The organism is Caulobacter sp. GW821-FHT12A07, assembly GCF_058807655.1.
Genome location: NZ_JBXAQX010000018.1, coordinates 17,827 through 33,487, shown reverse-complemented (window position 1 = coordinate 33,487; position 15,661 = coordinate 17,827). Strand labels below are relative to the sequence as shown.

The window sequence follows — 15,661 nt, the reverse complement described above, 5'->3', positions numbered from 1 at the left end:
ATGACCCGCTCCGTCTGGAAAGGCCCGTTTGTCGACGGGTACCTCCTGAAGAAGGCCGACGCCGCTCTCGCGTCGGGCCGCAAGGACGTCATCAAGACCTGGTCGCGTCGTTCGACCATCATGCCGCAGTTCGTCGGCCTGGTGTTCGGCGTCCACAACGGCCAAAAGCACGTCCCGGTCTCCGTGTCGGAAGACATGGTCGGCATGAAGTTCGGTGAGTTCGCTCCCACCCGTAACTTCCCCGGCCACGCCGCCGACAAGAAGGCCAAGAGGAAGTAATCATGGCCAAGCAAAAGCAAGCTCGCCGCCTTGAAGGCGTTGAGGCGATGGCCAAGGTGCGCACCCTGCGCACCAGCGCCCGCAAGCTGAACCTGGTCGCTCAGTCCATCCGTGGCCTGAACGTCCAGCGCGCTCTGAACGAGCTCGAATTCAGCCACAAGCGCATCGCCCAGGACGTCCGCAAGGCGCTGTACTCGGCGATCTCCAACGCCGAGAACAACCACAACCTCGACATCGACTCGCTGGTCGTGTCCGAGGCCTATGTGGGCAAGAACCTGGTGATGAAGCGTTTCTCGCCGCGTGCTCGCGGTCGGGCCACGCGCGTTGAAAAGCCGTTCTCCGAGATCACCATCGTGGTCCGCGAACTGGGTGAGGCCGCCTGATGGGTCAGAAAGTCAATCCGGTCGGGCTGCGGCTCGGCGTGAACCGCACCTGGGACAGCCGTTGGTTCTCCGACGGCGCCCAGTACGGCAAGCTGCTGCACCAGGACCTCGCGGTCCGCACGATGCTGAAGAAGCGCCTGTATCAAGCCGGCGTTTCGCGGATCATCATCGAGCGTCCGCACAAGAAGTGCCGCGTCACGATCTATGCCGCCCGTCCGGGCGTCATCATCGGCAAGAAGGGCGCTGACATCGAGAAGCTCCGCAAGGACCTCTCGGTGATGACCGAAGGCGACGTCCACCTGAACATCGTCGAGATCCGCAAGCCGGAAACCGACGCTCAGCTGGTCGCCGAGTCGATCGCTCAGCAGCTCGAGCGCCGGATCGCCTTCCGTCGCGCCATGAAGCGTTCGATCCAGTCCGCCGTGCGCCTCGGCGCCAAGGGCATCCGGATCAACGTTTCGGGCCGCCTCGGCGGCGCGGAAATCGCCCGCATGGAATGGTACCGCGAAGGTCGCGTGCCGCTGCACACGCTGCGCGCCGACATCGACTACGGTTTCGCGGAAGCCAAGACCACCTACGGCATCATCGGCGTGAAGACCTGGATCTTCAAAGGCGAAGTGCTGGAGCATGACCCGATGGCGCTGGACAAGCGTCTCGCTTCTGAATCCGGCCCGGCCGGCGAAGGCGGCGGACGTGAGCGCGGCGATCGCTCGGACCGCGGCGACCGCGGCCGTCGCAATCGGGACTAAGGATAGAGCGCTATGCTGTCACCGAAGAAAACCAAGTTCCGCAAGCAGTTCAAGGGCCGTATCCACGGCGCTTCGAAGGGCGGCACCCTGCTGAACTTCGGCTCCTACGGCCTTAAGGCCGTTGAGCCGGAGCGCATCACGGCTCGCCAGATCGAAGCTGCTCGTCGGGCCATCACCCGCCAGATGAAGCGTCAAGGCCGCGTCTGGATCCGCATCTTCCCGGACGTGCCGGTCACCGGCAAGCCCGCTGAAGTCCGGATGGGTAAGGGCAAGGGCGCTGTCGACTACTGGGCCGCTCGCGTGGCCCCCGGCCGCATCATGTTCGAAATCGACGGCGTGCCGGACGATGTCGCGCGTGAAGCGCTGCGCCTCGGCGCGGCGAAGCTGCCGATCCGCACTCGTGTGGTCACCCGCCTCGACGCGGGCGTGGCCGTGGAGGCTTGAGGCTCATGAAGATCGCCGACATCCGGGGCATGACCCCCGATCAGCTCGCCGAAACCCTGCTGACCCTGAAGAAGGAGCAGTTCAACCTGCGCTTCCAAGGTGCGACGGGCCAGGTCGAGAAGACCCACCGCGTCAACGAAATCCGCAAGGATATCGCGCGGATCAAGACCGTGCTGCGCGCCAAGGCCGCGGCTTAAGGAGAACGATATGCCCAAGCGTATCCTCGAAGGGGTCGTCGTCTCCGACAAGGGTGACAAGACCGTGGTGGTGAAGGTGGAACGCACCATCGTCCACCCCCTTCTGAAGAAGATCGTGCGCCGCTCTAAGAAGTACCACGCGCACGACGAAGCCAATGTGTACAAGACGGGCGAAACCATTCGCATCGTCGAGTGCGCTCCGAAGTCCAAGCTGAAGACCTGGGAAGTGCTTCCCAAGGCTTCGGCTTAATATCTGGAAGGTCTAAACCATGATCCAGATGCAAACTAACCTGGACGTCGCCGACAACTCTGGCGCTCGCCGGGTCATGTGCATCAAGGTGTTGGGCGGCGCAGGCCGTCGCTACGCCAGCGTTGGCGACGTCATCGTCGTCTCCGTGAAGGAAGCCATCCCGCGCGGTCGCGTGAAGAAGGGTGACGTTCTGCGCGCCGTCGTGGTTCGCGTGAACCAAGGCCTGAAGCGCAAAGACGGTTCGATGATCCGCTTCGACAAGAACGCGGCCGTCATCGTCAACAAGCAGAGCGAGCCGGTCGGCACGCGGATCTTCGGCCCGGTTCCCCGCGAACTGCGCGCCAAGAACCACATGAAGATCATCTCCCTCGCGCCGGAGGTGCTGTAATGGCTGCTAAGATCAAGAAGGGCGACCGCGTCGTCGTTCTGGCCGGCAAGGACAAGGGCAAGCAAGGCGCTGTGTCCCAAGTCCTGCCGAAGGAAAACCGGGTTGTCGTGGAGGGCGTGAACATGGTCGCCCGCCACACCAAGCCGACCCAAGCCGACCCCCAGGGCGGCATCAAGCACAAGGAAGCCGCGCTGCACGTCTCGAACGTCGCCATCGTGGATTCCAACGGCAAGCCCACCCGCGTCGGCTTCAAGATCGAAGGCGACAAGAAGGTGCGCGTCGCCAAGACGACCGGCGAGGTGATCAATGGCTGATCAAGCTTACGAGCCCCGGCTGAAGACCGTTTATCGCGAGCGCATCCGAGCCGCGATGAAGGAGCAGTTCGGCTACACCAACGAAATGCAGATCCCCAAGCTGGACAAGATCGTCCTGAACATGGGCGTCGGCGAGGCGGTGGCTGACTCCAAGAAGGTCCAGACGGCCATCAAGGATCTGACGGCGATCGCCGGTCAGAAGCCGGTCGCCACGAAGGCCCGCAAGTCCATCGCCGGCTTCAAGCTGCGCGAAGGCATGGTGGTCGGCGCCAAGGTGACCCTCCGCAAGGACCGGATGTTCGAATTCCTGGACCGCCTGGTCACGATCGCGCTGCCGCGCGTGAAGGACTTCCGCGGCCTGAACGGCAAGAGCTTCGACGGCCGTGGCAACTACGCCATGGGCCTGAAGGAGCACCTGGTGTTCCCGGAAATCAACTATGACCAGATCGAACAGATCTGGGGCATGGACATCATCGTCTGCACCACTGCGAAGTCCGACCAGGAAGCCAAGGCTCTCCTGAAGGAATTCCAGTTCCCGTTCGTCAACTAAGAGAGCGGGAAGGGAAAAGCACATGGCCAAGAAAAGCGCCGTCAACCGCAACGAAGCCGTCAAGGCTCTCGTCAAGCAACTCGCCGACAAGCGCGCCGCGCTGAAGGCGATCGCCAACGACGAGACCCTGCCGCTCGAAGAACGCTTCGAAGCTCGCCTGAAGCTCGCGAAGCTGCCCCGCTCGTCGTCGCCGGTTCGCATCCGCAACCGCTGCGAAGTCACGGGCCGCCCGCGCGCCTATTACCGCAAGCTGAAGATGAGCCGGGTTGCGCTCCGCGAGCTGGGCTCGCAGGGCCTGATCCCCGGTCTCGTCAAGTCGAGCTGGTGAGGACGATCATATGTCGATGAACGACCCCCTGAGCGACCTGATCGCTCGCATCAAGAACGCCGCCACGCGCAAGCGCTCCAAGGTCTCGACGCCGGCTTCCAAGCTGCGCGCCCGCGTCCTCGACGTGCTGGCCGACGAAGGCTACATCCGCGGCTACTCGCTCGTCGAGAAGCCCGGTGCGTTCCCCGAATTCGAGATCGAGCTCAAGTACTTCGACGGTGAGCCCGTGATCGCCGAGATCAGCCGCGTGTCCAAGCCTGGCCGTCGCGTCTATTCGTCGATCAAGGACCTCAAGCCGATCAAGAACGGCCTGGGCATCTCGATCCTTTCGACGCCGAAGGGCGTCATGTCGGACACCGCTGCTCGCGACGCTAACGTCGGCGGCGAAGTCCTCTGCCGCGTCTACTAGGCGCGGGAGGGAAAGAGCATGTCACGTATCGGTAAGAAAGCCGTCGCAATCCCCTCGGGCGTCACCCTGACGCTCGAAGGCCAGACGGTCACGGTGAAGGGCCCCAAGGGTCAGTCGTCGTGGACCATCGCCGACGAGATCGAGATCAAGCAAGAGGGCTCCGAGCTCTCGCTGACTCCTCGCGACGATACCAAGCGCGCCAAGGCGATGTGGGGCCTGTCCCGCACCCTGGTGGCCAACATGGTGCACGGCGTCACCGCCGGCTTCGAGGAAACCCTCGAGCTGGTCGGCGTCGGTTACCGCGCGGCCATGAAGGGCACCGCCCTGAGCCTCCAGCTCGGTTTCAGCCACGATGTGGACGTCCCGGCCCCGGCCGGCATCACGTTCGCCGTGCCGAAGCAAACCGAAATCAAGATCGCCGGCTCTGACAAGCAGGCGGTCGGCGAGATTGCCGCGAAGATCCGCCGCATTCGTCCGCCGGAGCCCTACAAGGGCAAGGGCGTGCGTTATGCTGGCGAGAAGGTTCGCCGCAAGGAAGGCAAGAAGAAGTAAGCCATGGCGCTCTCACCTCGCGAATCCGCCGTGCGTCGCGCTCAGCGCAACCGCACCCGTCTCAAGTCGCTGGCCAATGGCCGTCCGCGCTTGTCGGTCTTCCGTTCGTCCAAGAACATCTACGCCCAGGTCATCGATGATGAACGCGGCGTGACCCTGGCGTCGGCTTCCACTCTGGAAGCCGACAGCAAGGGCGCGGACAAGGACGCGGCCGCCGCCGTCGGCAAGCTCGTCGCCGAGCGCGCGATCGAAAAGGGCGTCAAGGACGTCGTCTTCGATCGTGGCGGCTACATCTTCCACGGACGGGTGAAAGCCCTGGCCGACGCCGCGCGCGAAGCCGGCCTGAACTTCTAAGGGAAACACAATGGCTCGTGGTGACCAACAGCGCGGTGAAGGCGGTCAACGCCGTGACCGTCGCGACCGCAACGCCCCCGAAGAGCGGGTCGACAGCGACATCGTCGAAAAGCTCGTCCACATCAACCGCGTCGCCGCCACCGTTAAGGGCGGCCGTCGCTTCAGCTTCGCCGCTCTGATGGTCGTTGGCGACCAAAAGGGCCGCGTCGGCTTCGGTCATGGCAAGGCGCGTGAAGTGCCGGAAGCCATCCGCAAGGCGACCGAAGAAGCCAAGAAGACCATGATCCGCGTCCCGCTCCGCGAGTCGCGCACCCTGCACCACGACGGCGCTGGCCGTTGGGGCGCTGGCAAGGTCATGATGCGCGCTGCCCCTCCGGGCACGGGCGTCATCGCCGGTGGTCCGATGCGCGCGGTTCTCGAAACCCTGGGCGTCCAGGACGTCGTGGCCAAGTCGACGGGTTCCTCGAACCCGTACAACATGGTTCGCGCCACGTTCGAGGCCCTGAAGGTTCAATCGTCGCCCCGCCAGATCGCCGCCAAGCGCGGCAAGAAGGTCGGCGACATCCTCGGCCGCCGCGCCGACGGAGCTTCGGCTCCGGACGCTATCGAGGGCTAAGTCATGGCTGAAGCTAAGCAAGTCACGGTCCGCCAAACCGGCAGCCCGATCCGTCGCGAAAAGGACCAGCGCGCCACGCTCGCCGGTCTGGGTCTCAACAAGCTGGGCCGCACGTCCACGCTGGAAGACACCCCGTCGGTCCGCGGCATGATCCGTAAGGTCGCGCACCTGCTGGAAATCGTCGAGTAAGTCTGTTACACGACGACCCAAGATCGCCACCCCGGTGAAAACCGGGGTGGCTTTCGTTTGAAGCTCCGTCTTCTCGGGCGGGGCTTCGCCAAGAATTTCAACGCCGAGTCCGGCCTGGCGGCCGGGCGCAGATCTCCAAGGAGAGGCACATATGACCAAGCTGAACGATCTGGCTCCGGCCCCCGGCTCCACCAAGGGCCGCATGCGCGTCGGCCGCGGCCCGGGTTCGGGCAAGGGCAAGACCGGCGGTCGCGGTGTGAAGGGCCAGAAGGCGCGCTCGGGCGTCGCCATCAACGGCTTCGAAGGCGGTCAAATGCCGCTGCACATGCGTATGCCGAAGCGCGGCTTCAACAACCCCTTCCGTCTCGAGTTCGCTGAAGTGAACCTGTGGCGCCTGGAACAAGCCGTCGAAGCCGGCAAGCTGAAGGCCGGCGCCGAGCTGGACGCGGCCGCCCTGATCGCCGCCGGCGTCATCCGTCGCGAACTCGACGGCGTGAAGCTGCTGGGCAAGGGCGAGATCAAGACCGCTCTGAAGCTGACCGTCTACTCGGCCACCGACGCCGCCATCAAGGCCGTGGAAGCGGCCGGTGGTTCGGTCACCGTGACCAAGAAGGCCAAGGCGCAAGCCGAAGCCTAAGACCACAGTGTCATCCCGGGCGGTCTTGTCGGACCGCGCGGGAGCCCAGGCGGGGAGGGGCGTTCGCGCACCAGTCCGCCATAAAGCCCCATCGGGATGACGTTCTTTCGAGGCTCGCCGTGACATCACGGCGAGCCTCACCTATGTGTGGCTCCGCACTGGGGCCTACGCCCAGCGACCGGCGATTCCTCCGGCGCTTCGGCCAGGCCCCGTCCAATACTTGGAGCGCGCTCCGCGTCCGTCGCTGAAGACGGCCGGTCGCGTTCTCGTCGTGGGGAATTGAATGGCCTCGGCCGCCGAACAGCTCGCAGCCAATATGAACTTCGGGTCCTTCCAGAAGGCCACCGAACTTCACAAGCGCATCTGGTTTACGCTCATCGCCCTGGTGGTCTACCGCCTGGGCACCTACGTGCCGATCCCGGGCATCAATCCGGACGCCTTCGCCAGCGCCTTCGCGGGCCAGTCGAAGGGCATCCTGGGCATGTTCAACATGTTCTCGGGCGGCGCCGTCGAGCGGATGGCGATCTTCTCGCTGAACGTGATGCCCTACATCAGCGCCTCGATCATCGTGCAGCTGATGGGCTCGGTGTATCCGCCGTGGGAGAAGCTGAAGAAGGAAGGCGGCGAAGCCGGCCGCAAGACCCTCAACCAGTACACCCGCTACCTGGCGGTGATCCTGGCCTTGGTGCAGTCGTTCTCGATCGCCGTCGGCCTGCAGAGCCAGCCGAACCTGGTCTATTCCGACCTGCCGGGCTGGTTCTTCGTCCTGTCGACCGTGGTCTCGCTGACCGGCGGCACCCTGTTCCTGATGTGGCTGGGCGAGCAGATCACCAGCCGCGGCGTGGGTAACGGCGTCAGCTTGATCATCTTCGCCGGCATCGTCGCGGCCCTGCCGCGCGGCCTTGGCCAGCTGTTCGTCACCGCCCAGAACACCGGCAACTACTTCCCGCTCCTGGTGATCTTCGTGCTCGCCGTGGCGGTGATCTTCGCCATCGTGTTCATGGAGCGCTCGCAGCGCCGCCTGCTCGTGCACTATCCCAAGCGCCAGCAGGGCAACCGCATGGTCGGGGGCGACAGCTCCTTCCTGCCGCTGAAGATCAACACCGCGGGCGTCATCCCGCCGATCTTCGCCTCCAGCTTGCTGCTGCTGCCGACGACCGCCATGCAGTTCCTGAACCCGGCCAACCTGCCCAGCTGGGGCCAGTGGCTGCCGTCCGTGGTCGGCGCCATGCAGCACGGCCAGCCGCTGTTCATGCTCTGCTACGCGGGCCTGATCATCTTCTTCTCGTTCTTCTACACCTCGGTGGTGTTCAATCCGGACGAGACGGCCGAGAACCTGCGCAAGTACGGCGGCTTCCTGCCGGGCATCCGTCCGGGCAAGCGCACCGCCGAATATCTCGACTATGTGCTGACCCGCCTGACGGTGATCGGCGCGGCCTACATCACGGCCGTCTGCCTGTTCCCCGAGATCCTGATGGGCGCTCTTGGCAACAAGAACTTCGCCCTCGGCGGCACCTCGATCCTGATCGTCGTGACGGTGACCATGGACACCGTCGCCCAGATCCAGTCCCACCTGCTGGCGCACCAGTACGAGGGCCTGATCAAGAAGTCGAAGCTGCGGGGCGGCCGCGGTCGCTGACGCAGGTGTGAAACCGTCGGAAGCCGGATTGTGACAATCCGGCTTCCGTTTTCTTTGTACGCATTCTAGGTCTGACCAAGAGAGGGCGTCAGACCCTGGGAAACGCGTAAAGGGGCTTATATGAACTTGATCCTGTTTGGCCCTCCCGGGGCGGGCAAGGGCACCCAGGCCAAGCGATTGGTCGAACAGCGCGGCATGGTCCAGCTTTCGACCGGCGACATGCTGCGCGCCGCCATCGCCTCGGGCTCCGAGCTCGGCCTGAAGGTCAAGGACGTGCTGGACCGTGGCGACCTGGTCACCGACGAAATCGTCATCGCTCTGATCGAAGAGCGCCTGCCCGAGGCCGAGGCCGCCGGCGGCGCGATCTTCGACGGCTTCCCGCGCACGGTCGCTCAGGCCGAGGCTCTGGACGTGATGCTGGCCAAGCGTGGCCAGAAGATCGACTCCGTCGTGCGACTCGAAGTAGACGAGCCAGCCTTGATCGAGCGGATCACCAAGCGATACGCGGAGCAGGGGCGGTCTGACGACAACCCCGAAACCTTCGTGAACCGTCTGGCCCGCTACAACGCCGACACCGCGCCGCTGCTGCCGTACTATCGTGCGCAGAACAAGCTGGTTGCGGTCGACGGCATGGGGACCGTGGAAGCGGTCGCCGGAGCGATCGACGCGGCCCTTTCGGTCGTGGCGTGACTTTTAACGGAATCCGTTCCCTGAGCGGATTCCGCCATTGACGGATGCGCAACTATCCCTATAACGGGGCGCTTCCGCGAAAGGGCGCGATCTGTGCGCGTCGGTCTGGGTCTTCGGATCGGGCCGAGCGCGCCGTTCGCGTCTTTGGTGCGTGACTAGGAGAACATTAGACGTGGCCCGTATCGCAGGCGTCAACATCCCGACGAACAAGCGCGTTGTCATCGCGCTTCAGTACATTCACGGCATCGGCCCGAAGTCCGCTCGTGACATCGTCACGAAGGTGGGCATCGAGGACGCCCGTCGCGTCAATCAATTGACCGACGCGGAAGTCCTGCAGATCCGCGAGACGATCGACCGTGAGTTCACCGTGGAAGGCGACCTCCGTCGCGAAAACTCGATGAACATCAAGCGTCTGATGGACCTGGCCTGCTACCGCGGCCTGCGTCACCGTAAGGGCCTGCCGGTCCGCGGCCAGCGCACCCACACGAACGCCCGCACCCGCAAGGGTCCGGCCAAGCCGATCGCCGGCAAGAAGAAGTAAGGTAGCCTGACCGATGGCCAAGGAACCGGGTCGCGTTAAAAAGCGCGAACGCAAAAACATCACCTCGGGCGTGGCGCACGTGAACGCCTCGTTCAACAACACCATGATCACCATCACCGACGCCCAGGGGAACACCATCTCCTGGTCGAGCGCCGGCATGATGGGCTTCAAGGGCTCGCGCAAGTCGACCCCGTACGCCGCTCAGATGGCCGCCGAAGACGCGGGCAAGAAGGCTGCGGAACACGGCGTGAAGACCCTGGAAGTGAACGTCTCGGGTCCGGGTTCGGGTCGTGAGTCGGCTCTGCGCGCTCTGCAGGCCGTCGGCATGACCATCACGACGATCCGCGACGTCACGCCGATCCCGCACAACGGCTGCCGTCCGCCCAAGCGTCGTCGCGTCTAGTATTTTTTAGATCCAATTCTCCTTCGCCGGCTGCGTCAAACGCGGCCGGCGAGTCGCGTTCAAGGGACACCACGTGATCGAAAGAAACTGGAACGAGCTGATCCGTCCTGAGAAGCCGCAGATCGAAACCGGCGCCGACGCCAGCCGCAAGGCCCGCATCGTCGCCGAACCGCTCGAGCGCGGTTTCGGTGTGACGCTCGGCAACGCCCTGCGTCGCGTTCTTCTCTCGTCGCTGCAAGGCGCCGCCGTCACCGCCATCCAGATCGATGGCGTGGTGCACGAGTTCTCCTCGCTCGAGGGCGTTCGTGAAGACGTCGTCGACATCGTTCTGAACATCAAGCAACTCGCCGTGCGCATGCACGCCGAGGGCCCCAAGCGCATGACCCTGCGCGCCTCGGGCGCCGGTCCGGTCACCGCTGGCCAGATCGAAACCCCGGCCGACATCGAGATCCTCAACCCCGACCACGTGCTCTGCACGCTGGACGAGGGCGGCTCGGTGCGCATGGAATTCACGGTCAACACCGGCAAGGGCTACGTCCCGGCCGACCAGAACCGTCCGGAAGACGCGCCGATCGGCCTGATCGCCGTCGACGCCCTGTACTCGCCGGTGAAGCGCGTGGCCTACAAGGTCGAGCCGACCCGCGAAGGCCAGCGCCTGGACCGTGACAAGCTGACCCTGGAAGTCGAGACCAACGGCGCCGTCACTCCGGTGGACGCCGTGGCCTACGCCGCCCGCATCCTGCAGGACCAACTGCAGATCTTCATCACCTTCGAAGAGCCCAAGGCCAAGGCCGCGGACGAGTCGAAGCCCGAGCTGCCGTTCAACCCGGCTCTGCTCAAGAAGGTCGACGAGCTGGAACTGTCGGTCCGTTCGGCCAACTGCCTGAAGAACGACAACATCGTCTACATCGGCGACCTGATCCAGAAGACCGAAGCCGAGATGCTCCGCACCCCGAACTTCGGCCGCAAGTCGCTGAACGAGATCAAGGAAGTTCTCGCCGGCATGGGTCTGCACCTCGGCATGGACGTGCCGAACTGGCCGCCGGAAAATATCGAAGACCTGGCCAAGAAGTTCGACGACCAGATCTAAGACACTATCGCGCTGAATCCGGGCCGCTCTTTGTCCTCCATGAGGTCGAAGGGCGGCCTGGGCCTTTTGAAGCCGCTCTGCGGTGGAGGGCCCCGGCGCTTCGTTGTGACCCGGCCGGGATGCGAGCTGGGACTGGTGACAACAGGCGCTTCTTACGCGCCGCTCGGGCCAAGAGCCCAGGAGATACCCAATGCGTCACGGTTACGCCCACCGCAAACTCGGCCGCACCTCGGCTCACCGCACCGCCATGTTCGCCAACATGTCGGCTTCGCTGATCAAGCACGAGCAGATCGTCACCACCCTGCCGAAGGCCAAGGAACTGCGCCCGATCGTCGAAAAGCTGGTCACCCTGGCCAAGCGCGGCGACCTGCACGCTCGTCGTCAGGCCATCAGCTCGGTCCGCGACGTCGAACAAGTCGGCAAGCTCTTCGCCGTGCTCGGTCCGCGCTACAAGGACCGTCAGGGCGGCTACATCCGCGTCCTGAAGGCCGGCTTCCGCTACGGCGACAACGCCCCGATGGCCGTCATCGAGTTCGTCGATCGCGACGTCTCGGAGAAGGGCAAGGACTCGGGTCCGGTCTACGTCAACGAAGCCGAAGACTAAGAGATCTCGGCCTCATAGGCTGAAACGAAAAGGCCCCGGAGCGATCCGGGGCCTTTTTGCTGTCTGGGGCCGGGGGCGGAGGCTCTCAAAAACCTCTCCCAGAGGGAGAGGGAGGGGCCCGCCGCGAAGCGGTGGGAGGGGGAGGGGTTACGAGGTTGGACGATGTGCCGGCGCTCCGTCAGGCGCCGTAACCCCTCACCCCGGCCCTCTCCCTATGGGAGAGGGGGCGTCTGAAGCCCGGGGCCGCTCAACGGCTGACGATGATCCCGTCGAACTCCGGCAGGGCCAGCATCAGCTTCTCGCGCGTGAAGGCGCTGGCGGTCAGCGGGCCGTGCACCGTGCCCGGGCCGTCCTTGGCCGCCTCCACGTAGTAGAAGCGCGGCGTCTCGTCGGGCAGGTCGCGACGGGCGATGACGACATAGCGATCGTTCCCGCCGTACTGGTCGATGCGCGGCCCCAGCACCGTCTCGCAGGTCAGGGCGTCGCGCTCCCAGCACAGGCTCACGTGTTCGCCCTGGGCGTCGGAAGCCAGGCGATAGCGGCCGGCGACGGTCTCGTAGGTCCCGTTGAACAACGCCCAGCCCGAATTGCCGGCCCCTCGAACATAGCGGACGTCGGCGGTCCGCCAGTCACGATAGAGCCGGCTGGTCTCGCGGCAGAGCGCGACATCGGTGATCGAGGTGAGGCGGCAGGGGGCCGGGCGCCAGGCGCTCGGCGTGGGGGCGGGCTGCACTTCGAAGCCCATCGCCTCTTCCTTCGCCATCGCCTGAAAGACGGCGCCTGCGAAGGCTAGCTTCTGCTGAGCTTCGGACAGGACGAAGTCCGGCTCGCGCGACGGCGCGCTCGCGCAGCCGGCCAGGGCCGCCACGGTCAGGACAATGAGAGCCGCCCTCATTCGCGCGTCAGATCCTGCCGCTGGAACAGCGCCAGAGCCGCCGCCGAGAGGCCGATCGCCCAAGCCAGCAGGAAGGCCAGTGCCTTGGCCCAGGGCAGGGGCTCGTCGACGACGCTGCGGTCCTGCAGCAGCGCCGTCTTCAGCAGGTCTCCCGAGAAGGCCGGCAGCAGCAGGGCCTTCAGGCTCGGCTCGTGCATCCAGGTGGCGACCATCGACTGGGCGGCGGCGAACACCAGGCCCACGATCAGTGCGGCCATGGTCGAGCGCGTGGCCACGCCCACCAGGGCCGCCAGGGCGACCAGCACCACCAGCTGCAGCCAGCTGATGGCGAAGGTTCCGGCCAGGTCGGTCAAAGCCTCGCCGCGATAGGCCACGAAGGCCCCGCCGCTGGTCGCCGCGCTGAACAGGCCGCCCAGGGCCGCCGCCAGGGCGTAGAGCACTAGGCTGACCGCCACCGCGATCGCCGCCGTCGCCAGCTTGGCCAGCAGCAGGTTGACCCGGCCGTTGCGCGGGGTCAGCAGGCGCCAGGTCTCCCAGCGATAGTCGCCGGCCAGCACGGCCGCCGAAAGGATCAGCACGAACAGCCCCATGACCGGCGAGGCGCCGCCAGCCAGGGCCTTGACCATCCGTCCCACCAGGTCGACCGGAATGGGCGGCGCGCCCTTCATCAGCCGGCGGGCGAACAGCTCGCCGCCGATGGTCAGCACCAGGCCGGCGATGGGCGCGAACAGCACGCCCCAGAACACCGTGCCGCGGTCCTTCAGAAGCCGGAAGCGCTCGGCGGCGAGGGCGTCAACGAGCATCGGCCGGCTCCTTGGCTTGCAGGATGTCGAGATAGGCGCTTTCCAGGTCGGCCTCGCGCCAGCGGGCTTCGTGGATGTCGACGCCGGCGCCGACCAGGGCGCGGATCAGGGCAGGGGCCTCGCCGCGCTCGATCTGGGCCAGAACGGCGTCGGGGCCGTCGGCGCGGCCCTGGTCGCCCAGCACCTCCAGCACCTGGGCCACGGGGCTGGCGACCAGGCGCAGGGCGGGCTTGCGGCCGGCCAGGGTCTCGACCGGACCTTCGGCGACCAGCTTGCCCTTCGACAGGATCGCCACCCGGTCGCAGACGCGTCGCACCTCGTCCAGCTGGTGGCTGGCCAGGATGATGGTCGCGCCTTCCTCGGCGGCCAGGCGGCGGATCAACTCGCGGATCTCCTGGATGCCGGCCGGGTCCATGCCGCTGGTCGGCTCGTCGAGAATGGCCAGCGAGGGGCGGGTGAAGAACACCGCCGCCAGGCCCAGCCGCTGCTTCATGCCCACCGAGAAGGTCGAGGTCTTGCGGTCGGCCGCTTCGGCCAGGCCCACGCGTTCCAGCCAGCCGCCGATGTCGGCGTCGGCGGCCCCGCTCTGCAGGGCCAGCATCTTCAGGGCGTCGCGGGCGGTCAGGTAGGGCGGATAACGCGGCGTCTCGATCATCGCGCCCACCTGGCGCAGCGACGAGGCGTGGCCGGCCGGCGCGCCCGACAGCCGGGCCACGCCCGAGGTCGGACGCACCAGGCCCATGGCGATGCGGAAGAGGGTGCTCTTGCCCGCGCCATTGGGCCCCAGAACGCCGAACACGCCGCCGGCGGGGATCTTCAAGGTCAGGTCGTCCAGCGCCCGTACGGCGCCGTAGGTCTTGGTCAGCCCCTCGGCCTCCAGCGCGAAACTCATGCGGCGCGGTCCCGGCTCGGCGGCATCGGCGACTCTCCCTTATGAACTTGGCGCGACTATGGGCGCGGAAACGCCGGTCGGCCAAGTTGTTTGGCGCCAGCAATACGAATTGTCGCCAAGCTGTTCTATAGGGGCGGAAGTCTTCGCTTCAGGGCCTGGCCATGACCGTGCTTTCCCGTTTCGCCGCACTTCTGGCGATCGTTGTTCTCTCCGGCTGCGCCACCGCGCCCCGTCAGACGGCGCAGGCGCCGCCGCCCAAGCCCGCCCTGACCATCCTGGTCTCGATCGACGGCTTCCGGGCCGACTATCTCGACCGCGGCGACACCCCGGCGATGAAGGCCCTGGCCGACGGCGGCGTGCGGGCGGCCATGCGGCCCTCGTTCCCGTCGCTGACCTTCCCCAACCACTACGCCCTGGTCACCGGCATGCGCCCCGACCACAACGGCATCGTCAGCAACACCATGGAGGACCCGGAGATCCCGGGCGTCACCTTCACCCTCTCCAACCACGACGCCGTCACCGACACCCGCTGGTGGAGCATGGCCACGCCGATCTGGACCTCGGCCGAGAAGCAGGGCGTGCGCGCCGGCACCATGTTCTGGCCGGGCTCTGAAGCCGAGATCGCTGGCGTGCGGCCCACCAAGTGGGCGGTGTTCGACCAGAAGAAGCTCTCCAACGACCGCGTCGACACCCTGCTGTCTTGGCTGGACGAGACCAAGGACGCGCCGCTGGGCCTGGCCACCCTCTATTTCGACATCGTCGACAGCGCCGGCCACAAGTACGGCCCGGACTCGGCCGAGGTCCGCAAGGCGTCGGCCGACGTCGACGTCGCCATCGCTCGCCTAGTCGAGGGGCTGAAGGTCCGCGGCCTCTATGACCGCACCAACCTGATCATCGTCGCCGACCACGGCATGGCCCCGCTGCCGGCCAGCCAGCGCGTGGTGCTGGACGACAGCGTCGACCTCTCCAAGCTGCGCTACGTCGGCCTCGGCGCCATCGCCAGCATCTATCCCAAGCCCGGCGAGGAGGCCGCGGTCACCACCGCCCTGGTCAAGCCGCACCCGCACATGAGCTGCTGGGAAAAGGCCAGGATCCCGGCCCGGCTGCACTACGGAACCAACCGCCGCATCGGCCCGATCGTCTGCTCGGCCCAGACCGGCTGGTACATCACCACCGCCGCCTCGCAGAAGAAGCGCGAGGGCGAGGGCGGCGAGATGCGCGACGGCGGGGCTCACGGCTACGACAACGCCGACCCGCTGATGCGCGCGGTGTTCATCGCCAGCGGCCCGTCGTTCAAGTCGGGCAAGACCCTGCCGGTGTTCGACAATGTCGACGTCTATCCGCTGCTGGCCAAGGTGATCGGCGTGAAGCCGGAAAAGGTCGACGGCGAACTGGCCCCGGTGAAGGCCGCGCTGCGCTGATCGAAAGGCAAGGGCGGGTCGGAAGGCTCGCCCTTTTCTCTTGC

General features: G+C 65.9%; 26 protein-coding genes and 1 pseudogene. 23 read left to right on the top strand and 4 right to left on the bottom strand.

Annotated features, from left to right (window positions below):
• The 22 genes from rpsS (at position 1) to rplQ (ending at position 11,606) form a co-directional block, all read left to right on the top strand.
• On the top strand, positions 1 to 279 hold the full coding sequence (gene rpsS / locus AC1RRS_RS24415) for a 30S ribosomal protein S19 (protein WP_012285669.1): 279 nt from the start codon (positions 1 to 3) through the stop codon (positions 277 to 279).
• A 2-nt stretch (positions 280 to 281) separates the two neighbouring features.
• Positions 282 to 662 carry a 50S ribosomal protein L22 gene (gene rplV / locus AC1RRS_RS24410; protein ID WP_058348435.1) on the top strand — a complete coding sequence of 127 codons (381 nt, stop codon included), beginning with the start codon at positions 282 to 284 and terminating at the stop codon, positions 660 to 662.
• A complete protein-coding gene (rpsC, locus tag AC1RRS_RS24405) occupies positions 662 to 1,411 on the top strand; it encodes a 30S ribosomal protein S3 (RefSeq protein WP_110119914.1) in 750 nt (249 codons plus the stop codon). Before rplV ends, rpsC begins: the two co-directional genes overlap by 1 nt.
• A gap of 12 nt (positions 1,412 to 1,423) precedes the next feature.
• Positions 1,424 to 1,855: a 50S ribosomal protein L16 gene (gene rplP / locus AC1RRS_RS24400; RefSeq protein ID WP_109455088.1), complete on the top strand. Its 432-nt coding sequence runs from the start codon at positions 1,424 to 1,426 to the stop codon at positions 1,853 to 1,855.
• A gap of 5 nt (positions 1,856 to 1,860) precedes the next feature.
• Positions 1,861 to 2,052, top strand: coding sequence for a 50S ribosomal protein L29 (gene rpmC / locus AC1RRS_RS24395; RefSeq protein ID WP_110119915.1), 192 nt, complete (start codon positions 1,861 to 1,863; stop codon positions 2,050 to 2,052).
• A 10-nt stretch (positions 2,053 to 2,062) separates the two neighbouring features.
• Positions 2,063 to 2,302: a 30S ribosomal protein S17 gene (rpsQ, locus tag AC1RRS_RS24390; protein WP_101715813.1), complete on the top strand. Its 240-nt coding sequence runs from the start codon at positions 2,063 to 2,065 to the stop codon at positions 2,300 to 2,302.
• A 19-nt stretch (positions 2,303 to 2,321) separates the two neighbouring features.
• Positions 2,322 to 2,690, top strand: coding sequence for a 50S ribosomal protein L14 (gene rplN, locus AC1RRS_RS24385; protein ID WP_058348440.1), 369 nt, complete (start codon positions 2,322 to 2,324; stop codon positions 2,688 to 2,690).
• Positions 2,690 to 3,004: a 50S ribosomal protein L24 gene (gene rplX / locus AC1RRS_RS24380; RefSeq protein ID WP_110119916.1), complete on the top strand. Its 315-nt coding sequence runs from the start codon at positions 2,690 to 2,692 to the stop codon at positions 3,002 to 3,004. Before rplN ends, rplX begins: the two co-directional genes overlap by 1 nt.
• Positions 2,997 to 3,554 carry a 50S ribosomal protein L5 gene (gene rplE / locus AC1RRS_RS24375; protein WP_487289607.1) on the top strand — a complete coding sequence of 186 codons (558 nt, stop codon included), beginning with the start codon at positions 2,997 to 2,999 and terminating at the stop codon, positions 3,552 to 3,554. Before rplX ends, rplE begins: the two co-directional genes overlap by 8 nt.
• Positions 3,555 to 3,576: 22 nt before the next feature.
• Positions 3,577 to 3,882, top strand: a complete 306-nt coding sequence (rpsN, locus tag AC1RRS_RS24370) for a 30S ribosomal protein S14 (protein ID WP_110119918.1) — start codon at positions 3,577 to 3,579, stop codon at positions 3,880 to 3,882.
• Positions 3,883 to 3,892: 10 nt separating this feature from the next.
• Positions 3,893 to 4,291: a 30S ribosomal protein S8 gene (rpsH, locus tag AC1RRS_RS24365; protein ID WP_110119919.1), complete on the top strand. Its 399-nt coding sequence runs from the start codon at positions 3,893 to 3,895 to the stop codon at positions 4,289 to 4,291.
• Positions 4,292 to 4,309: 18 nt separating this feature from the next.
• Positions 4,310 to 4,843 carry a 50S ribosomal protein L6 gene (rplF, locus tag AC1RRS_RS24360; RefSeq protein ID WP_110119920.1) on the top strand — a complete coding sequence of 178 codons (534 nt, stop codon included), beginning with the start codon at positions 4,310 to 4,312 and terminating at the stop codon, positions 4,841 to 4,843.
• 3 nt (positions 4,844 to 4,846) lie between these two features.
• The gene (rplR, locus tag AC1RRS_RS24355) at positions 4,847 to 5,197 is read left to right on the top strand and encodes a 50S ribosomal protein L18 (protein WP_487289608.1); all 351 of its coding nucleotides are present in this window, start codon (positions 4,847 to 4,849) and stop codon (positions 5,195 to 5,197) included.
• Between the two features lie 10 nt (positions 5,198 to 5,207).
• Positions 5,208 to 5,813, top strand: coding sequence for a 30S ribosomal protein S5 (rpsE, locus tag AC1RRS_RS24350; RefSeq protein ID WP_110119922.1), 606 nt, complete (start codon positions 5,208 to 5,210; stop codon positions 5,811 to 5,813).
• Positions 5,814 to 5,816: 3 nt separating this feature from the next.
• A complete protein-coding gene (rpmD, locus tag AC1RRS_RS24345; RefSeq protein WP_099579521.1) occupies positions 5,817 to 6,002 on the top strand; it encodes a 50S ribosomal protein L30 in 186 nt (61 codons plus the stop codon).
• Between the two features lie 151 nt (positions 6,003 to 6,153).
• Positions 6,154 to 6,639: a 50S ribosomal protein L15 gene (gene rplO / locus AC1RRS_RS24340; protein WP_110119923.1), complete on the top strand. Its 486-nt coding sequence runs from the start codon at positions 6,154 to 6,156 to the stop codon at positions 6,637 to 6,639.
• 283 nt (positions 6,640 to 6,922) lie between these two features.
• Entirely contained in the window at positions 6,923 to 8,278 is a 1,356-nt protein-coding gene (gene secY, locus AC1RRS_RS24335) for a preprotein translocase subunit SecY (protein ID WP_487289611.1), read from the top strand.
• Between the two features lie 120 nt (positions 8,279 to 8,398).
• A complete protein-coding gene (locus AC1RRS_RS24330; protein WP_492857439.1) occupies positions 8,399 to 8,968 on the top strand; it encodes an adenylate kinase in 570 nt (189 codons plus the stop codon).
• Positions 8,969 to 9,140: 172 nt separating this feature from the next.
• The gene (gene rpsM, locus AC1RRS_RS24325; protein WP_110119926.1) at positions 9,141 to 9,509 is read left to right on the top strand and encodes a 30S ribosomal protein S13; all 369 of its coding nucleotides are present in this window, start codon (positions 9,141 to 9,143) and stop codon (positions 9,507 to 9,509) included.
• Positions 9,510 to 9,522: 13 nt separating this feature from the next.
• The gene (rpsK, locus tag AC1RRS_RS24320; RefSeq protein WP_058348453.1) at positions 9,523 to 9,912 is read left to right on the top strand and encodes a 30S ribosomal protein S11; all 390 of its coding nucleotides are present in this window, start codon (positions 9,523 to 9,525) and stop codon (positions 9,910 to 9,912) included.
• 73 nt (positions 9,913 to 9,985) lie between these two features.
• Positions 9,986 to 11,002, top strand: a complete 1,017-nt coding sequence (locus AC1RRS_RS24315) for a DNA-directed RNA polymerase subunit alpha (protein WP_101715822.1) — start codon at positions 9,986 to 9,988, stop codon at positions 11,000 to 11,002.
• A gap of 190 nt (positions 11,003 to 11,192) precedes the next feature.
• Positions 11,193 to 11,606, top strand: coding sequence for a 50S ribosomal protein L17 (gene rplQ / locus AC1RRS_RS24310; protein WP_110119927.1), 414 nt, complete (start codon positions 11,193 to 11,195; stop codon positions 11,604 to 11,606).
• Between the two features lie 91 nt (positions 11,607 to 11,697).
• Here the strand turns inward: rplQ and AC1RRS_RS24305 are convergent.
• The 4 genes and pseudogenes from AC1RRS_RS24305 to AC1RRS_RS24290 form a co-directional block, all read right to left on the bottom strand.
• A pseudogene (locus AC1RRS_RS24305) lies at positions 11,698 to 11,805 on the bottom strand (hypothetical protein); the annotation flags it as partial.
• 48 nt (positions 11,806 to 11,853) lie between these two features.
• The gene (locus AC1RRS_RS24300) at positions 11,854 to 12,501 is read right to left on the bottom strand and encodes a hypothetical protein (RefSeq protein WP_492857438.1); all 648 of its coding nucleotides are present in this window, start codon (positions 12,499 to 12,501) and stop codon (positions 11,854 to 11,856) included.
• The gene (locus tag AC1RRS_RS24295) at positions 12,498 to 13,304 is read right to left on the bottom strand and encodes a DUF2705 family protein (protein ID WP_492857437.1); all 807 of its coding nucleotides are present in this window, start codon (positions 13,302 to 13,304) and stop codon (positions 12,498 to 12,500) included. The genes AC1RRS_RS24300 and AC1RRS_RS24295 overlap by 4 nt, the downstream gene beginning before the upstream one ends.
• Positions 13,294 to 14,196, bottom strand: a complete 903-nt coding sequence (locus tag AC1RRS_RS24290; protein WP_487289618.1) for an ABC transporter ATP-binding protein — start codon at positions 14,194 to 14,196, stop codon at positions 13,294 to 13,296. Before AC1RRS_RS24290 ends, AC1RRS_RS24295 begins: the two co-directional genes overlap by 11 nt.
• A 161-nt stretch (positions 14,197 to 14,357) precedes the next feature.
• Between AC1RRS_RS24290 and AC1RRS_RS24285 the strand changes: the two genes are divergently transcribed.
• Positions 14,358 to 15,617: an alkaline phosphatase family protein gene (locus tag AC1RRS_RS24285; protein WP_492857436.1), complete on the top strand. Its 1,260-nt coding sequence runs from the start codon at positions 14,358 to 14,360 to the stop codon at positions 15,615 to 15,617.
• Positions 15,618 to 15,661 lie beyond the last annotated feature (44 nt).